This window comes from Haloarcula argentinensis DSM 12282, from assembly GCA_000336895.1.
In the GTDB taxonomy this organism is placed as follows: Archaea; Halobacteriota; Halobacteria; order Halobacteriales; family Haloarculaceae; genus Haloarcula; species Haloarcula argentinensis.
In genome coordinates, this window is record AOLX01000025.1 from 140,976 (window position 1) to 157,442 (window position 16,467).

Consider the following 16,467-nt stretch of genomic DNA (forward strand, 5'->3'; position numbering starts at 1 on the left):
GCTTCCCCAGTCCCTGCGGTCGCCCTCTCGAACACTGTGTCTTCGAGAGACGAAAGACAGTGGTGCCTGTGGTCCAATGCTGAATCAATAGCGCGTATGGTGGGACTGGAGCCGGGGAGCACGCTGGAGACGCCACGGCAAGACGCGATTCCGACGCTTGCCGACGACGAGGCTGGGACAGTCGTCTGGCACCGTGAACACCTTCGGATTCGTGACCAGGCTGCAGTAGCGAGGGCTGCAACCTCCGAGTACGTGCTCCCGCTGTTCGTGTTCGACCCGGCGTTCTACGGCGCGGACGGCCTCGCCTGTGACAGCCGCATCCGGTTCCTGCACGACTGTCTGGTCGATCTCTCGGACCAGTACCACACCGCCACTGGTCGCGGGCTCACCTACGCACATGGGGACCCGGTGGCCGTACTGAGGCGGTTCCGCGAGGCCGGCTGGGATATCGTGACGATGGCCGTTCCCACTGGACGCTACGGCCAAGAACGGGACCGTCGGGTGCAGGAACAGTGCGAGGTTACTTTCGTTGACAGTGACGGGCTGGTCCGCGACCGAGCGGAGACCCGCGATGGATGGCAGGACGACGTGTCGGCGTGGTTCTCCGCCGACCAGTACGACTGGAACCCGAGCACTGTCACCTCGCGGAGCTTCGACAGCGGTATCGACATCGGCGTGATCGAGGACCACTATGATGTCACGCCGTCGAAGTCCGACGTTCCCCGCGGCGGGACCGGGCCAGCACGCGAACGGCTGTCAGCGTTCGCCGAGCGGATCGACGACTACCCGAGGAACATCTCTGCGCCGACGGACGCGCGAGACGGGACCAGCGGACTCTCGCCGTATCTCGCCTTTGGCTGTCTCTCCGTGCGACAGGTCATCCAGTACATCGACGAGCACGCACCCGACGGTCGCGGAAAAGAGATGTTCGTCTCGCGGTTGTTCTGGAACAAACACTACGAGCAGAAACTCGAAGACTGGCCCGGCTGGCTCGATACGGCGGTGAATCCGGTGTTCGAGGGGTTCAATGCGGAGCAGTATGACCCCGATCTGGTGGCCGCCTGGAAGCACGGACGGACTGGGTTTCCGATGGTCGACGCATCGATGCGGTGTCTCAAAGAGACAGGCTGGCTCAACTTCCGGATGCGGGCGATGTGTGCGTCGGTGTACTATCACCTGCTCCAGCAGCCCTGGCGGATCGGCGCGGACTGGTTTTACCACCACCTCATCGACGCTTCTGCGGCGATCAACTACACGCAGTGGCAGTCCCAGTGTGGACTGATTGGCAAGCCGGCCCTTCGGCTGTATAACCCCCGCAAGCAGGTCCGCGATCAGGACCCGGACGGCGAGTTCATCCGCCGATGGGTACCCGAACTCGATTCGCTCCCCGACGAGTACCTCGACCAGCCCGAGCAGACACCGGTCCACGTGCAGGCGTCCTGTGGTGTCGACATCGGCGAGGATTATCCGCACCCGGTCGTTGACTACGACGCGGCCCGACAGGCGTTCCAAAGGCGATACGAGGCAGTGCGTGCCGACGCGGCCGACGCCCTGCGCGACTCGACGATTGCACGTCGCGCCTCGTTCTCTGGTGGCCGCGACGCCGCTGCACGTATCGCTGCGGAATACGGGACAGATGCCTCAAAGGGCGAAGAAAGCGTCGGGACCCAGACCAGTCTCGACTCGTTCGGCGACGAATAGTTTCAAAACTCGCTTGGTGTTGCCAAACGCCAAAGAGGCTAAGACGATTGCCCACACAGACGTATTCAATGGCGGAGGGTCCGGACGACACCGTTTTCGAGGACTGCCAGTTCCTTACTGGGTCACCACAGCGGTTCGCGGTGTTGGCCCAGCTCCGGGAGCGGCCGGCGCGGCCCACCGATTTGTGTGATACGGTAGATGCGACCCGAACCACAATCCAGCGGATACTCGCGGGCTGCTCTGAGCGCCAGTGGGTCGTCAAACGGGACGGTGAGTACCGGCTCACGGTGACTGGTCAGCGGGTGTTAGACCAGTACACGGCACTCATGAGCGAGGTCGAACGAGCTCGGGCGGTCGGCCCGCTGGCCGTCCATCTCGGTTCTATGGCGGCGGACCTCCCGGCGGAGCTGTTAGACCCCGGTTGTCTCACGACGAGCTCCGAACAGAATCCGCTGGCCGCGATTGATCGGTTCACGGACTGGTTGCACGAGGTCGACGGCGACGTTCGGGCCATCTCGCCCATCGTTACATCGGTGTTCAACGATGTCGCGGTGGATCTGCTCGAAACGGGGACGCATATCGAATTCATCATCGACCACGGCGTGCTCGAACGGTCCGCGTCCGATTTCTCGGACGCACTGGAGCGAGGCGTCGAACACGAGAACATCGATACGTACGTCCACGATACGCCACTCGATATCGGCCTCGCGCTGGACCGCTCACGGGTCTGTCTGGCGGCCTACGACGACCGGAACAACGTCCGTGCAATAGCCGAATCTGATGTCAAAGCGGTCTATAACTGGGCTGAGACAGTGTTCGACCGATACAGAGCGCGGTCACAGCCGCTTGAATCAGTCCTGTCGGTGCAGGAAAACAAGCAGTAATCCAGTCGCTCACGGATGGAGTCCGGTGTGGAAGGGCCGAAGGGAGCACTGGTCGGCGCGCCAGCACCCACTGGAGGGCGGGATTGCGTATCCCCGAAACATGGTATAGCCGGTGGGTGCCTATACTTATTCGCTGTAACTGTTTCGAGATATAACACATGTTACAGGGGCTGTAACAACTGCGGAAGTTCGTGCCAGTCTGATCCGACATCCGGGATCGTTTTGTGACAACAACGGACTGTGTTTCTATACTTTCACCCAGAATGAAATAATAGCCGACAGTATAAGTGTGTGGCAATCGTTGACAGAAGTATGTCTCCGCCTGGACGGGAGATCCAGTACACTGAATCGGACGTTATCGAGGTGTTCAAACACCGAAGCGATTACGCGGAGCCACTCACAGCGTCGGAGGTGGCGGACAGACTCGGCTGTTCGCGCCGGACTGCGCTGAATAAACTCCACGACCTCGAATCAGAGACGGATATCACGAGCAAGAAAGTCGGGGGCCGGTCGCGGGTGTGGTGGATCCCGGTCCGAGCAGACTGATCTCGATTGGTGTAGATTACTTGCAGCTAGTGCCGATCTCGGGATTGACATATACCGGTACATCGCTCCAACAATCCAGATGCGCCGTCATGACGACTCGTTTTCGGAGTGAAACCGGGCCGTGTCGCGATGTACACACTGAAGACCTGTCGCGAAGCAGGCCGATAGCGGCAGTAGTGTATCGAACTCTCTCTAAGCGAAGCCGTCAGAAATCCCACTCTTGTGCGCGTTCGCGGGCCTCTGAGCGTGCCTGCTGCTTGATGGCCTCGATTTTCTCGGCGTCGTCGAGGAACGCTTCGACGGCACTCTGGTCGGCGGTTCCGTCATCGGGTGCTGTCGCGTCGCCGTCGCCCATCGCTGACAGCCGCTCGTCGGGGGCCGCCCGTCGCGTACTGTCGGCCAGCGCCGGGTCGCCGCCCAGCCGTTCGGCGGGCATCCCGGGTGGGACTCGGAGGTCGGCTGCTTCGTGTGCCGATTCGAGATCGGCGGCATCAAGCGTGTACAGCGAGACGTGGTACGGCCCGGGGACGGCGAGGTCTGCAAGCGCCGGCGGACCACCGCGGTCTGTCCCGGTGTGATAGACCAGCACGGGGACGCCGTCAGTGAACGTCATGACCCCCCGCCCCTCGCCATCGAGGAGGAGCGTCTCTTGGGACTCGAAGACGGCGTAGCCGGTCAGTTCGCGGTCGAGTACGTCGGCAAGCGTGTCTCGCGGATCCGTGACGACGCGGGATTTGTCGAGTCGGCCGTGGGGCAGTTTCATAGTGACTCGGGGATGACGGCGCTCTGGAACCGATCGGCGGCGTCGGCGGCTGCCCCATCCCGCACGGTGAGCGATTCGGCGGCCGCTCGATAGGCCGTCGCCGCCTCGCATTCGGGAGCGTGGGCAAGCAGCGGTCGGCCGGCACGCCGTGCCTCACGGGCTCGTTCGCTTTCGGGGACCGCGGCCAGTGTCGGCCCGTCGAAGTACCGCTCGGTCTTCTCCGAGACCTGCTCGATGGATTCGGACTCGCGGACCTTGTTGAACAGGAGTCCGGCTACGTCTGTGTCGTAGGTCGTCGCGTACTCCTGGACCTTTAGCCCGTCCGAGATAGCAGGAATCGTCGGTTGAAGGACGACGACGATGCGGTCGGCCAGCACGATTGGGAGGACGGAAGTTCGGCTGTCGAGTGCCGGCGGCGAATCGAGGAGGATGATGTCCGTGTCTTCCGCAAGCGCCGCAACCACGTCTCGAAGCCGGTCCGGGTCGGCGTCCCTGAAGCCGTCGAGGCTCGTTCCGCAGGGAACGACGGTCAGACCGAACCGGTCATACGTAGCCGCCTCGACGGGTGCCTCGTCGGCCAGCACGTCGTGCAGCGTCGTCTCGGCGTCGGAGAGGCCGGCGTGAAAGAGGAGGTTCGCCATGCCCGTGTCGGCGTCGACGACTGTCACGTCGTAGCGGTCGGACAGCGCCATCCCGAGGGCGACGGTGCTCGTCGTCTTGCCAGTCCCGCCCTTCCCACTGGCGACCGCGAACACTTCGACCATTGGGGAATATTGCGAGCTAGCTGTATATAAATTTCCGGAAGTTGAAGTAGTATCAAACAGTCACCGCTCGGGCAATCCGAGCGGTCCCAGGTCGACGTGGTCGTCGATGAGCCCGGCCGCTCGTTCGTACGAGTCGCCGTCGGCTTGCGCGGTTGCCGCTGGTGAGTCGATTCCAGAACTTTCGAACGTGTTTCGTACGAAGGCATCTCTGGCAATGTCGTTGACGAAGAGGTCGTGGAGGTATGTCCCCAGAACGCTGCCAGTTGCCGCTCCGTCACTGTCGAAGGGGCGGGCTGCCTCGCCGGTCAGTGTCGAGTCACCCATGTGAATCTCGTAGCCCTCGACGGTCCCGTTCGCTCCGGAGAGCGGTCCGACGCCGTCGAGGGTCCGTTCGACGTGTTCGACTGTCTTCGATTCGCTGAACGCCGTCGTCACCGGGAGCAAGCCCAGCCCCTCGATGTGGTCCGCGTCATCGGTCCCTTCGACTGCAGCGTTCGTGATTTCCTCACCGAGCATCTGGTAGCCGCCACAGAGGCCGACGACGGGCCCGTCGAACGCTCGGAGGCGGTCACCGAACCCAGCGTCGGTGAGCGCCAGTAGGTCGTCGACCGTGTTCTTGCTCCCCGGCAGGACCACCGCGTCGGCGTCGTCGATGGGGGCATCGGGCGGGACGTACGCGACCCTGACGCCGGATTCGCGGGCGAGTGGCTGAAGGTCGGTGAAGTTCGAGATTCGCGGGAGCCGCGGGACCGCGACGGTGATGCTCTCATTGTCGGGTACGCCGTCATCGTCGCCGACGACGGCCCGCTCGCCGACCGGCGGCAGCGCGACGCTGTCCTCCTCGGGGAGGCCCGGGTCGTCGTAGGGAATCACGCCCAGAACTGGGACGCCAGTTCGGTCCTCGAACTCGTCGATGCCCGGCTCAAGCAACGAGCGGTCGCCGCGGAACTTCGTGATGACCGCGCCGGCCACCTGCTCGCGGATGTCGTCGGGGACCAGTTCGAGCGTGCCAACGAGCGAGGCGAACACGCCGCCGCGCTCGATATCTGCGACGAGTAAGATGTCGGCGTCGGCGAAGCGCGCCGTCTCGACGTTCGCCAGGTCGCGGTCGTGCAGATTGATTTCGGCGATGGAGCCCGCTCCCTCGGCGACGATCACATCGTGGGACTGCGCGAGTCGGTCGTGGGCCGCGCGGGCCGTGTCCAGCGCGTCACCCCAGTGCTCGTCGTAGTAGCCCCGGGCCTCGAAGTGGCCGACTGCCTCGCCGTCCAGAATGAGCTGTGACTCGCCGTTACCCCGCGGTTTCAGCAGCACTGGATTGTGGTCTGTCGACGGCGCGACGCCGGCCGCACGGGCCTGCACGTACTGTGAGACACCGACTTCGCCGCCCGGCGTCGCCCGGGCGTTGTTGCTCATGTTCTGAGCCTTGAACGGCGCGACCGAGACGCCACGGTCGGCCAGATAGCGACAGAGCCCGGCCGCGACGGTCGACTTGCCGACATGGCTGGCCGTCCCGGCGACCAGCAGCGTGTGGGCCATTACGACGGTCTGGGGCCGCCTGGAACATCAGTGGTTCGGCGAGAGTTCTTTGTCTCGGCCTGCCGAAGTCTGTCCGTGACCGACGAACGACTCCAAGCCCTCCACGAACACCTTGCGAAAACCGGGGAGCGGCCGGTCGAACGCACGGCCAGCCGCTGGCTCGGGGAGGCAGAGGCCGTCGCCGCCGACATTGCTGAGGGCGACCCCTCCGAAGACGTGCTAACCGAGCGGCTGGCGACGGTCGACCACATTCTATCACACGTCGACAGCACCGACGATGCCGTTGCCGACGACCACGTCGAAGCGGCTCGCGAGATTGTTGATGCCCTGCTGGCCGAGCGGTAAGTACCTCTCTGGGACGCCGGGACGCTCAGAACTCAGTTCCCTTCCGCGCGCCCTGACCGGCGTCGATTGGGTGTTTCTCCTTGCTGACTTCCGTGATAAGGTCTGCATGGTCGGTCAAGAACTCCGGCCGCTCGTGGCCGCCTGTGAGGACGAGTTCGAGGTCGTCGGGCTTGGCCGCAATAAGCTCAAGTACGTCCTCGGGGTCGACGAGGCCGCGGTTCGCGGCGTAGAGAACTTCGTCGAGGACGAGCATATTGACCCCCTCCTCTGGCGGACCGTCGGCGTCCTGTGGCGTCAAAAGGTCGGCGTCGGCGCTGGCCTGCACAATCTCTTGGGCGCGGTCGAGTGCCCCCTTCGCGCGGGCCTCGTGCTCGTCGTCCTCGCTTCCGTCGAGGAAGCCGTGCCAGCCGTAGTGGCCGGCGTTCTCGTAGGAAAAGCCCGGCAGCGCGGCGATGGCGTTGTACTCGCCGCGCACGTCTTCGACGGTGCTGGTCCCGCCTTTCATGAACTGCAGGAGGTGGACGCGGTAGCCGTGACCGACGGCGCGGGTCGCCATCCCCAGCGCCGCCGTCGTCTTGCCCTTGCCGTCGCCCCACCAGACCTGCACCAGCCCGAACTCCTCGGGCACACTCGGACTGATTGGCTCGGCGGTCGGTCCGGCCGTGTTGTCGCTCATGTCCGTTTGTTCGGTTGGATTCTGTTTAGCCGTTTGGACTCCGGGACCGTCGTGGGATACACTGTCCTCTCACGGCTCGAAAATCTCGGTATCCCGGTCAGTGACGACGCCGTACTCCGCACCGTCGACGGTCGGCAGGGCGTCGCCCCTGTAGCGGGCGGCCAAACTCGCCCTGATAGCATCGCGGACACAGACACGGGTAGCGGCCCCGATTTCGGTCGCACTCCCGGCGAAAGAGGCGCGCTCGGCGCTCGGGACACAGCCGACGATGGCCGCGTCCGATGTGGTTCCGGGGACGCCCGCTGCGTCCAGCAGCGTTGCAGCCTTCGCCTCGACGGCGGTAGCGAGCAGCGTTGCCAGCGCGCCCTCGTCCAGCGCCCGGTCGACACCGACGATGAGATTGACTGTCCCGGGCCGCCAGTCGGGGCTGTCCGCCGGATTCGACGCAGTCCCGTCGGAGCCGTCGGCTGTCTCCGCTGCCGACATCGGCAACGCGGCGGGGTTCGAGAGACCCGCTGTTGCCAGCACTGCTACCGGGCCACTCCGGGCACAGCGAGCGTGCTCCATGTGAACACCAGTGAGCAACGTCGGGCCGACGGCGAAGCCGGCACCAGACAGCTGCTCGGCGCGGTAGGCGTCGAGGTCGGTCCGCTCGAACCCCTCGGGGACGGTGACGTTGTAGACGGCGTCCGCGGTCCGGTAGCCGCCGTCCCACGCTGTCGAGAGCCAGCGCGCTCCCCCGTGGCGAATCTGGCAAACACCGTCTCGGACAGTCGTTTCAAACATTCAGCGCATCCAGCAGCCGGTCGTTTTCTTCGGGTGCTCTGACGGCGACGCGGATGTGCGAGTCCAGCCCGCGGAACGTCCGGGCGTCCCGGAGTGCGATACCAGCCTCGCGGGCCGAGGCAAGGATACCGTCGACAGACTCGTCGGCCTCGCTGACTGACAGCAACAGGAACGGCGCATCGGAGGGGAACACGTCGAAGCGGTCGCCGAGGCGCTCCCGCATCCGCGCTCGCTCGTCGGCGACGCGGGCCTTCGTCTCCGCGACGAACTCCGATTGCCTGTAGCAGTGTGTTCCGACCGCGGCCGCGGCGGTGCTCATCGACCAGGCGCGTCGAGCTGTGGTGAGTCGATCCCCGGCCGCGCCGGTCCCGACGGCATAGCCCATCCGGATGCCAGGCAGACCGAATAGTTTCGTCAGCGAGCGCGCGACAATGACGCCTTCACGACCAGCCAGTGACTGCTCGTCGGTAAAGCCGAGAAACGCCTCGTCGACCAGCAGCGTCGTCCCGGCGTCGAGACAGTCATCGGCGAACGCCCGGAGCGCCGCCGGGTCTGCTGTCTCGCCAGTCGGATTGTTCGGGTTGCAGACGATGGCGAGTGCGTGACTGTCCGGGTCGGCGGCCAGCAGTTCGTCGTGCGGGACGAACTCCGGCGTTCCGCCCTGAAGCCGGACTTCGCGAGCGTACTCGCCGAAGCTAGGGTACGGTACGAGGATGCTATCGCCCGCCCGAACCGTCGTCTGAATCGCCAAGCGTATCGCTTCGAGACCGCCGGCCGTGGGTATCACCTGCGCTGGATCGCAGTCGACGAAGGTCGCCGCGGCCTCGCGGAACGCGGGGTAGTCGTCCGCCGGATACGAGCGGGCGGTCTCGAACGCCGCACGATACGCTGTCTCTGTGCCCGGCGGAACCCGGGGGTTCGTGTTCGCGCTGAAATCCAGCAGGTCCGGGTCGTCGCTGCTGCCGTGTGGCACGCGCCCGTCCGGGCCGATGGCGTCTCCGGGACCGTCGCCGCCACTCGCCCGCACGCCCTCGACCGAATCAGGGTTCATTGACGGGGGCTACGGCGGGCGGTGTGGAGAAAGTTTCGCGCGGCCGGTATCTGTGGTTACAGCCACTGTTCTGCCACGTGGGCGTCAGCGAGCGTGTTGACGTTGACTGCGACGCGTCGGTCCCGCGTGAGCCAGGCGTCGTCGGAACCGTCGCCGACCACGTTAACGCCAGTCGGCGCGACTTCCCGGTCGCCGTCCTCAAACGTCGTGTCGTCGCTGACGCCAAGCTCGCGCTTCAGTGAGGCCGGGACCAGAACCGATAGCGAACCCCCGCTGTGCTCGTCCAGCACGCGGTCAACTATCTCGCCGTCGAGCAGCGGCAGGTCGGCGGCGACGGTCAGCACCGGCCGGGAGAGTCTGTCATCAGCCAGCGCTGCGTCGAGGTCCGCGACGTACCCCTCACCCGGCGTCTCGATGCAGGCAACATCCAGATGAGACTTCGTTTCAGGTGCGTTCGGCGATGTTGCGGCGATAATTCGCTTGACGCCACTATCTTCGAGTGCGCCGACGACCCGGTCGACCATTGGAACACCGCCGACGCGAAAGAGCGGTTTCTCCACCTCAGTGTCGAGCCGCGTCCCGCGCCCGCCACACATCACGAGAGCGTCCACGCGAGCACCCCCCAGTCGACGAACGGTATCGACCAGACGCTACCGAACAGCGACCACGCGGCGACGCCGGCGTGGAGCGCGACGGCGCGGGTGAGTTCGTTGGCCGCACCGAACGCGTCGCCGCTGACGCCGCCCAATCGGCGGTCGGCCCAGCCCGAGAGGCCAAGCGCCAGCAGCGGGCCGGTGAGAACTGCGACTGCGGTCGCTGGAACGGCGACCACGGCGGCCGGGAGCGCGGCGGCGAGTGCGACGATGAGGTGACGTGGGCCGTTCCCGTTGATGACCGTCGCACCGAACCCCTCGTGGCTCGGCCGACCGAGACAGGCCAGCGTCGCCATCGCGAGCTTCGCCCCCACCTCGGCAGCAAGGACCAGCGAAACGGCGGCCAGTGGCGGAAGTCCGGCAACAGCCAGCGCGGCCAACGCGAGCGCGAGGAGGACGGTCCCAAGCGCGAGGACGGCCCCAACGCCGACGGTCGTGTCCCGCATCACGTCGCGGCGCTCCGCCGGGTCGCCGTGAACGACGGCGGCGTCCCCGAGGTCCGCGAGCCCGTCGGCGTGGTTGACGCCGGTGACGAGCACGACGCTCCCGAGATACGCCGCGGCGACGACCGGAGCTGGAAGCAAGCCGGCGGCGAGAAACGGGAGCGCGACGAGGCTCCCGACGACGTAGCCAGCCAGCGGGAACGCCGCTGGCGTCCCGACGAAGGCCTCCCACGCTCGCTCACTGTGGCCGACCGGCAGCCGGGAGAGGAACCCCAGCGCCCCCCGGACCGCAGTCAGAACCACGCGAGCACCCCCAGCCCGGCCAGCAGGTACGCCAGCACCCCGGCGACGCCCACCCGCGTCACGCTACGCTGTGCCGTCGCCATGTCGGGGAGTCCGCCCGCGGGGTTCAGGACGTACACGCCCGGCTTTTCGAGTCGAACGTCGAGCGCCGCGGCGGCCGTCCCCATCGGCCACCCGGAGTTCGGCGAGGGGACGCCGTCAAGCCAGGCTCGGGCGCGGGCCACCGACCGAGGCGATCCGCAGGCGAGGGCGAGCAGGAGCGCGCTCAGTCGAGCCGGGAGCCACATCACGGCGTCGTCGAGCCGCGCCGCAGGCGTCCCGACGCGCTTCGAGCGATAGCCCAGCATCGAATCCATTGTGTTGACAGCCTTGACCCACGCCGCCGTCCCGGCAGCGACGGGCAGCGGTGGCAGACTGGCGCCTGCAGCGACGAGCCCGCCCACGACGAACGCGGCCAGCGACGCGACGAGGCCGTCGGCGAGGTTTTCGGACGTGCTTTCGACAGCGGCGCTCCGGACTTCACCCGCAGAGAGAGCGCTGGCGTCGCGACCGGCGAGTGCGAGCAGCCCGTCCCGAGCAGCCGGGAGGTCGGCGTCGCTATCGGCGATAACGCCCCGTGCGGTCGTAAGAAGACTGCGGAGGCTGGTGGTCAGGAACAGCACGAGGCCGGCGAGCACGACGGCGGCCATCGGTTCGCGAGTGGCGGCGAGTGCGACGCTGCCACCGACGACGACAGCAACTCCGAGCGGCAACAGCGCCGCGGCGAGCCCCCCGACCGCAAGCGGGTGGTCCCACTCGCGGTCGACCGTCCCGACGAGCCGTCCGAACCACGCAACCGGATGTAAGCGGGTCGGCGGCTCACCGATTGCGAGTTCCAGTCCCCCGGCGACGGCCACGGCCAGCGCGTTCAGCACAGTTCTCCCTCCCGGAGTTGTTCGGCTATCGCCGGGAGCGAACGGTCCTCCAGCAGTATCGACTGTGCGCCTACGCGACCCGCGCCGCCGTCCGTCCGGGCGTCGTCACCGACGTGGACGAGGTCAGCAAGCGCCACGTCGAGTGCGTCGGCGGTCGACTCGAAGATATTTGGATGGGGTTTCCGCCAGTCGCAGTCGACGCTGGTGACGACGGCGTCGAACGAATGGTCGCTCCGGGATTCGATAGCTGCTCGTTCCAGCGTTCGCTCGACCAGCCCCGGGACGCTGCAGTTCGAGCAGATAGCGACCGGGCCCCGCTGTGCTGCGGCGTCTACCACGTCGATGGCCCCGTCGCGGACCGTGACCGGGCTGTCGAACGCGTCGAGGACGGCCTCGGTCGCCGTCTCCTCCGTGACCTCGATTCCGCGGCTGGCAAGCGCCAGCCGAACGTGCTCGTCCAGCGGCGCTTCCCGGCCGCGGTCGTAGTCGCGATGGGCCGAGCGGTAGGCGTCCTCCCAGTCGTCCGGCACCCGAACCGACCGGGTCATAAGCGCCTCAGCAACGGCATCCCACGGCTCCGACGGCCGGTCTGCCGTGACGAGTGTCCCGAACAGGTCGAACGAGAGTGCCACACCTGTGTGGTTAGTGCAAACTCACTTGAACTGTGGGGGTAGGACGGAACGGTCGCCGGACGCGGTGTTGCTGTCGGGACGTTCTGGGCGTGCGTGTCCCACACGCTACGCGAACCCAGCTATAGAGCGGGAGTCGCGACGGGTCTAGCTTGCGGCATTCCAAACCGTTTATACCCAAACAGGGGTAATCCGGCGGTATGGCAAGAGAGCAGACCGAAGTTCGAGAGCTCGACGAAGGAAGCTATGTCATGATCGAAGACACGCCGTGTAAGATCAACTCCTATAGCACGGCCAAGCCGGGCAAGCACGGCAGTGCCAAGGCCCGAATCGACGCCAAGGGCGTCTTCGACGGGAAAAAGCGCTCGCTGTCCCAGCCTGTCGACGCGAAGGTCTGGGTCCCGATCGTCAACCGGAAGCAGGGTCAGGTCGTCTCGACTGACGGCAACGACGCCCAGGTCATGGACCTCGACACGTACGACACGTTCACGATGCGCGTCCCCGAGGACATCGACCTCCAGCCTGACGACGAGATCGAGTACCTCCAGTACGAAGAGCAGCGCAAGATCACACGCTCGTAACGATGCTGCCCGGTGCGGGGGCCGACCGCGGGGCGGCCGACTACGCGCTCGTGGGCGCGCCGCTCGACGCGTCGACGTCGTTTCGCCCCGGGGCCCGGTTCGGACCGCGCCGCGTCCGCCAGTTCGGCCAGCAGTTTGACGATTACGACCACCGCACCGACCAGCACTTCACTGACTGTTCCGTCTACGACCACGGCGACATCGGTCCAACGGCCGACGTCGCCGAGTACCTCACTTTCCTCCAGGGCACCCTCTCGGATTTCGATAGCGAGGGGGCCGTCCCGCTCCTCGTCGGCGGCGAACACACCGTCTCCGTCGCTGGTGTGCGCGCGCTCGATCCGGACGTGTTCGTCTGTTTGGACGCGCATCTGGACCTGCGCGAGTCCTACGCCGGCGACGAGTACTCCCACGCGACAGTGACCCGCCACGCGCTCTCGGTGGCCGACGAGGCAATGGTGCTGGGCGCACGCACTGGCTCGGAAACCGAATGGGACCGCGCGAACGAGGACGACGTGACCGTGGTTCCGCCGGAAGACGTAGCCGACTGGACGCCCGGGTTCGACGACCAGCAGGTGTACCTCTCCGTCGACATCGACGCTGCCGATCCCGGGTTCGCGCCGGGGACCGGGACGCCGGAGCCGTTCGGCCTCGAACCACGCGAGCTGCACGACGTAGTCCGGGCCGTCGCACCGCACGCCGTCGGCTTCGACGTTGTCGAGGTCAACGACCGCGACGACGGCCAGACGGCGACGCTGGCCGCGAAGCTCCTTCGGGCATTCGTGTTCGCCCATGCAGACCAGCGCTAAGCCGGGATCTATCCGGGTCCATTCCCGCCGTCCGTTCAGCAGATGACCCGGTCGATATCTAGCGGGGATGCCCGCCGGACAACTGCGTCAACCGGGTCTGCGACGGACGAGAGGTTGTCCGAGTCGCCATCGAGGACCAGTAGGGCGGCCCGGCGACCGGGTTCGATGACACCGCAGTCGAGACCAACTGCTTCGGCTCCGGCGGTCGTCGCCATCCGGAGCACCGTCCGCGAGGGGAGGTCGAACGTCTTCGCGGTGTACTCCATTTCACGGAACATCGATGGGGCATTCAACATCACGTTGTCCGTCCCGAGCGCTACGTCTGTGTACTCAAGCAGCGTCTCAATCGGTGGTCGGCCGACCCCGAGGACGCGATTCGCACGGGGACAGACCGCGATGGGGACGTTCTGGTCAGCTACCCGTTCGAGGTGCTCCGTCTCGGCATGGACCATGTGGACCAGCAGCTCCGGCTCCAGATCCAGTGCCGGGTGGATATCGGTGGCGTCCGGTTCGCCGGCGTGGATAGCGAACGGGACCCCACGCTCCTCAGTGGCGGTCCGCCGGGCGGTGAAATCGTCGTCGTTCGCGCCGCTGGCACCGAATCCGTCAGCTATGTCAAGCACTTCGGAGTCGTCGCTCCCGAAGATGAAATCCTCGATATCGAGTCCCTCGGCGGCCTCACGTAGCGCCCGCGCCCCGTCGACGCCGAACTCCCGGAAGTCGAGAAACGCCGCGGTGCCGGTTCGCTGCATGAATCGAAGTGTGCGGTGCATCGCGGCAATCAGCGTCTCGTCGTCGGCCGCTGCGATCTGCTGGTGTTTCAGGCTGTCAGGCGGGACCACTGCCTTCTCCAGTCCAAGACCGACGGCCGCCTCCTTCGCAACGGAGTCCCCCACGTGCGTGTGTGCGTTCACGAACGCCGGCAGGACAATGCGGTCGTGTCCACTTTTGTCGGCTGGCGCCTCCTCGATAGCCGTTATGTACCCGTCCTCGACGACAACGGTGCCGTGGACCGGTTCGAACGACCGCCCGGAAAGGATAGTGCCCTCGATTTTCTCCATGCGATAGCGAGGCGGCGGAGCTATATGTGTCTCATGGAGGCACAATCTGTTCTGCTCGCCGTGAGCCACGGTACACTGATACGGTCGGCGTCAGATAGTTCGCGTATGAGTGTTGGTCCCACAGTTCCGGAGGGCCGCGCGCTGTCGCCGGACGACTGGCCCCATCCGGCCGAGCGCCGGTACGCGGACGTCCAGGCCCGCCTCGCCGATCACTACGATCTCGCCGTCGAGTCACGAGTGACAGAGACGGACGCCGCGGGTCGTGTTCACTATCTCACCGGCGGGAACCCGGATGGGGGCCCAGTCCTTCTGCTTCACGGCGTCGGGACGCCGGCTGCAACGTGGCTCCCTCTGTTCCCGTCGCTCACCGACGAGTACCGCGTGTACGCTCCCGACCGGCCCGGGCTCGGCCTTTCGGCCGCGCCGAGCTATCGTGACCGGGACCTCCGCTCGTTTCTGGTCGCATACTTGCTGGAACTGCTCGACGACCTCGCTATCGACCGGCCCCACGTCGTCGGCAACTCCCACGGCGGCTTGCAGTCGTTCCTGCTCGCACTCGACCACGACCGCGTGGACCGACTGCAACTGGTCGGCGCACCGGGTGGCGTCTCGCGGGACCTCCCGCTCATGTTTCGCCTGCTGACAGTCCGTGGTCTCAACCGCGTGTTGCTGTGGCTGCTCAGCCGTGGTGACCCGGTCGAAAACGCGAGGCAATCGATGCAGCGAATCAACGTTGTCGACACCGCAGCGATACCGGACGTGTTCTACGAACTGCTCGCCGCCGGCCAGGACCTACCCGGGCGGCCGGAGAGCCAGCGGTCGCTGGCGACCGCACAGGGCTCGTACGGCCGCGCCCACCCCCTCTTTGATATCCGAAACGAAATTGTGCGGATCGACCGCCCGACGCAGTTCATCTGGGGGACGGAGGATGCTTTCTACCCGCCAACTGTGGGCCGTCCCGTCGCCGAAAAGATGCCCACCGCCGAGTTTCACGAACTCCCGGGAGACGGCCATACGCCGTGGCTGGAGCCCGGTGACGACGTCGCAGAACTGGTTCGGGCGTTCTTCGATGAACGTGTGTTTTCACTGTAATGCATCGTAAACGCCAGCTCAGCTCCGTTCTGTTCGGACCGCCGTGGCCGTCACCACTTGCTCGGCATCCGACACAGCAAGTAGTCTTTTAGTGAACAGACCATTTCTTTTTCGAGCATGGACCAGCTATCGTCGTGTTACTTCTGTGGCGGCGCGCTCGATGTCTCACTCTCTGAATATCCGATTATCCCGAAATCGCTGGACCCGGAAGCCGAGAAACAGGGGACCGTCGTTCTCTGCTCGACCTGTCGGGAGAAGCTCGCAACCATCGTCGAACCGGCCGTCGAGGCGGCGAAGACGGACGCCCGCGAGACGGCGGAAACGGCTGGCGATGCTGGAACCGCGGAGTCGCCGGGACTGCTGGACGAATCCGAGACACCGACGACCGGCGAGCAGACGACCGATAAGCCGACAACTACCGACAGCGTGGTCGAGCCGGCCGATGACGGCTCGCTGCTGGGTGACGATAGCGCGAGCGTAGCGGAGCAGGAACAGTCGACACGGTCACCGGAAAATGAGGACACGGCTTCGGAGCCGGATGAAGCGGATGCAGCCGTGGCGAACACCACGGACAGACAGACAGCGGAGTCGGCTGCGTCGAGTGGCTCGGCGGCCAGAACTGAGAGCGGAGACACCGAACGTGGTTCGGACAGCGACGATAACGATGGCAGCGACGACAGCCCCTCGCTGACGAAACTGGAGTACAACAAAGTGATGCGCTTGCTCCAGAACCGCGAGATGCCAGTCGACCGTGCGGAGATCCGTGAAGTCGCGGTCAACGCCTACGACATCGACGGTGAGCAGTTCGACGCCATCATCGACGCCGCGGTGGACCGGGACCTCATCGGCCAGGAAAACGGCCAGTTGGTCGAATCGAACGGGTAGCCAGACGCCGGTAGAGAAAAGCATACCACCGGCCGTCTCGAAGCC

At 65.7% G+C, this 16,467-nt stretch carries 19 protein-coding genes; 8 read left to right on the forward strand and 11 right to left on the reverse strand.

Translation table 11 applies throughout. The features are described from left to right. Positions 1-96 precede the first annotated feature (96 nt). From C443_RS15985 to C443_RS15995, 3 genes are all read left to right on the forward strand, one after another. Positions 97-1,701, forward strand: a complete 1,605-nt coding sequence (locus C443_RS15985; protein ID WP_005537640.1) for an FAD-binding domain-containing protein — start codon at positions 97-99, stop codon at positions 1,699-1,701. A gap of 68 nt (positions 1,702-1,769) precedes the next feature. Further along, a complete protein-coding gene (locus C443_RS15990; RefSeq protein ID WP_005537642.1) occupies positions 1,770-2,585 on the forward strand; it encodes a helix-turn-helix transcriptional regulator in 816 nt (271 codons plus the stop codon). A gap of 312 nt (positions 2,586-2,897) precedes the next feature. Next, entirely contained in the window at positions 2,898-3,131 is a 234-nt protein-coding gene (locus C443_RS15995; RefSeq protein WP_004591182.1) for an HTH domain-containing protein, read from the forward strand. Positions 3,132-3,336: 205 nt separating this feature from the next. On the opposite strand, the gene C443_RS16000 is transcribed toward C443_RS15995, so the two are convergent. From C443_RS16000 to C443_RS16010, 3 genes are read right to left on the reverse strand one after another with little or no spacing between them, the layout of a single operon-like run. After that, on the reverse strand, positions 3,337-3,894 hold the full coding sequence (locus C443_RS16000; protein WP_005537644.1) for a hypothetical protein: 558 nt from the start codon (positions 3,892-3,894) through the stop codon (positions 3,337-3,339). Beyond that, the gene (locus C443_RS16005; protein ID WP_005537646.1) at positions 3,891-4,658 is read right to left on the reverse strand and encodes a nucleotide-binding protein; all 768 of its coding nucleotides are present in this window, start codon (positions 4,656-4,658) and stop codon (positions 3,891-3,893) included. Before C443_RS16005 ends, C443_RS16000 begins: the two co-directional genes overlap by 4 nt. Before the next feature lie 60 nt (positions 4,659-4,718). After that, positions 4,719-6,197: a cobyric acid synthase gene (locus C443_RS16010; protein WP_005537648.1), complete on the reverse strand. Its 1,479-nt coding sequence runs from the start codon at positions 6,195-6,197 to the stop codon at positions 4,719-4,721. Between the two features lie 75 nt (positions 6,198-6,272). Here C443_RS16010 and C443_RS16015 point away from each other — a divergent pair, with 75 nt between their 5' ends. Beyond that, on the forward strand, positions 6,273-6,542 hold the full coding sequence (locus C443_RS16015) for a hypothetical protein (protein WP_049944100.1): 270 nt from the start codon (positions 6,273-6,275) through the stop codon (positions 6,540-6,542). Between the two features lie 25 nt (positions 6,543-6,567). Here C443_RS16015 and C443_RS16020 read toward each other — a convergent pair whose 3' ends face one another. The 7 genes from C443_RS16020 to C443_RS16050 form a co-directional block, all read right to left on the reverse strand. Further along, a complete protein-coding gene (locus tag C443_RS16020; protein WP_005537653.1) occupies positions 6,568-7,218 on the reverse strand; it encodes a cob(I)yrinic acid a,c-diamide adenosyltransferase in 651 nt (216 codons plus the stop codon). A gap of 69 nt (positions 7,219-7,287) precedes the next feature. Further along, on the reverse strand, positions 7,288-8,004 hold the full coding sequence (locus C443_RS16025; protein ID WP_005537655.1) for an adenosylcobinamide amidohydrolase: 717 nt from the start codon (positions 8,002-8,004) through the stop codon (positions 7,288-7,290). Beyond that, the gene (locus C443_RS16030) at positions 7,997-9,055 is read right to left on the reverse strand and encodes a threonine-phosphate decarboxylase (RefSeq protein WP_005537657.1); all 1,059 of its coding nucleotides are present in this window, start codon (positions 9,053-9,055) and stop codon (positions 7,997-7,999) included. Before C443_RS16030 ends, C443_RS16025 begins: the two co-directional genes overlap by 8 nt. 56 nt (positions 9,056-9,111) lie before the next feature. After that, entirely contained in the window at positions 9,112-9,651 is a 540-nt protein-coding gene (locus C443_RS16035; RefSeq protein WP_005537659.1) for an NTP transferase domain-containing protein, read from the reverse strand. Next, a complete protein-coding gene (gene cobS / locus C443_RS16040) occupies positions 9,651-10,454 on the reverse strand; it encodes an adenosylcobinamide-GDP ribazoletransferase (RefSeq protein ID WP_005537661.1) in 804 nt (267 codons plus the stop codon). Before cobS ends, C443_RS16035 begins: the two co-directional genes overlap by 1 nt. Beyond that, the gene (cbiB, locus tag C443_RS16045) at positions 10,445-11,368 is read right to left on the reverse strand and encodes an adenosylcobinamide-phosphate synthase CbiB (protein ID WP_005537663.1); all 924 of its coding nucleotides are present in this window, start codon (positions 11,366-11,368) and stop codon (positions 10,445-10,447) included. The genes cobS and cbiB overlap by 10 nt, the downstream gene beginning before the upstream one ends. Continuing rightward, entirely contained in the window at positions 11,362-12,000 is a 639-nt protein-coding gene (locus C443_RS16050; protein WP_005537665.1) for an HAD family hydrolase, read from the reverse strand. The genes cbiB and C443_RS16050 overlap by 7 nt, the downstream gene beginning before the upstream one ends. A 197-nt stretch (positions 12,001-12,197) precedes the next feature. Between C443_RS16050 and C443_RS16055 the strand changes: the two genes are divergently transcribed. Both C443_RS16055 and speB read left to right on the forward strand, forming a co-directional pair. After that, positions 12,198-12,578, forward strand: a complete 381-nt coding sequence (locus C443_RS16055) for a translation initiation factor IF-5A (RefSeq protein WP_004515075.1) — start codon at positions 12,198-12,200, stop codon at positions 12,576-12,578. A 2-nt stretch (positions 12,579-12,580) separates the two neighbouring features. Further along, positions 12,581-13,384 (forward strand): agmatinase, encoded by an 804-nt coding sequence (gene speB, locus C443_RS16060; RefSeq protein ID WP_005537670.1) that lies wholly within the window; start codon positions 12,581-12,583, stop codon positions 13,382-13,384. Between the two features lie 35 nt (positions 13,385-13,419). On the opposite strand, the gene C443_RS16065 is transcribed toward speB, so the two are convergent. Continuing rightward, positions 13,420-14,445, reverse strand: a complete 1,026-nt coding sequence (locus C443_RS16065) for an amidohydrolase family protein (RefSeq protein ID WP_005537672.1) — start codon at positions 14,443-14,445, stop codon at positions 13,420-13,422. 105 nt (positions 14,446-14,550) lie between these two features. Here C443_RS16065 and C443_RS16070 point away from each other — a divergent pair, with 105 nt between their 5' ends. Then, a complete protein-coding gene (locus tag C443_RS16070; RefSeq protein ID WP_005537673.1) occupies positions 14,551-15,537 on the forward strand; it encodes an alpha/beta fold hydrolase in 987 nt (328 codons plus the stop codon). Between the two features lie 117 nt (positions 15,538-15,654). Beyond that, entirely contained in the window at positions 15,655-16,422 is a 768-nt protein-coding gene (locus tag C443_RS16075; RefSeq protein ID WP_005537675.1) for a hypothetical protein, read from the forward strand. Positions 16,423-16,467: the final 45 nt, after the last annotated feature.

Excerpts from the sequence above, each read along its gene's own strand:
- speB (WP_005537670.1), top strand. The coding sequence starts at position 12,581 with ATGCTGCCCGGTGCGGGGGCCGACCGCGGGGCGGCCGACTACGCGCTC.
- C443_RS16075 (WP_005537675.1), top strand. The coding sequence starts at position 15,655 with ATGGACCAGCTATCGTCGTGTTACTTCTGTGGCGGCGCGCTCGATGTC.
- C443_RS16035 (WP_005537659.1), bottom strand. The coding sequence starts at position 9,651 with ATGTGTGGCGGGCGCGGGACGCGGCTCGACACTGAGGTGGAGAAACCG.
- C443_RS16000 (WP_005537644.1), bottom strand. The coding sequence starts at position 3,894 with ATGAAACTGCCCCACGGCCGACTCGACAAATCCCGCGTCGTCACGGAT.
- C443_RS16030 (WP_005537657.1), bottom strand. The coding sequence starts at position 9,055 with ATGAACCCTGATTCGGTCGAGGGCGTGCGGGCGAGTGGCGGCGACGGT.
- C443_RS16020 (WP_005537653.1), bottom strand. The coding sequence starts at position 7,218 with ATGAGCGACAACACGGCCGGACCGACCGCCGAGCCAATCAGTCCGAGT.
- C443_RS15990 (WP_005537642.1), top strand. The coding sequence starts at position 1,770 with ATGGCGGAGGGTCCGGACGACACCGTTTTCGAGGACTGCCAGTTCCTT.
- C443_RS16005 (WP_005537646.1), bottom strand. The coding sequence starts at position 4,658 with ATGGTCGAAGTGTTCGCGGTCGCCAGTGGGAAGGGCGGGACTGGCAAG.
- C443_RS16010 (WP_005537648.1), bottom strand. The coding sequence starts at position 6,197 with ATGGCCCACACGCTGCTGGTCGCCGGGACGGCCAGCCATGTCGGCAAG.
- C443_RS16070 (WP_005537673.1), top strand. The coding sequence starts at position 14,551 with ATGAGTGTTGGTCCCACAGTTCCGGAGGGCCGCGCGCTGTCGCCGGAC.
- C443_RS15985 (WP_005537640.1), top strand. The coding sequence starts at position 97 with ATGGTGGGACTGGAGCCGGGGAGCACGCTGGAGACGCCACGGCAAGAC.
- C443_RS15995 (WP_004591182.1), top strand. The coding sequence starts at position 2,898 with ATGTCTCCGCCTGGACGGGAGATCCAGTACACTGAATCGGACGTTATC.
- C443_RS16025 (WP_005537655.1), bottom strand. The coding sequence starts at position 8,004 with ATGTTTGAAACGACTGTCCGAGACGGTGTTTGCCAGATTCGCCACGGG.
- C443_RS16065 (WP_005537672.1), bottom strand. The coding sequence starts at position 14,445 with ATGGAGAAAATCGAGGGCACTATCCTTTCCGGGCGGTCGTTCGAACCG.
- C443_RS16055 (WP_004515075.1), top strand. The coding sequence starts at position 12,198 with ATGGCAAGAGAGCAGACCGAAGTTCGAGAGCTCGACGAAGGAAGCTAT.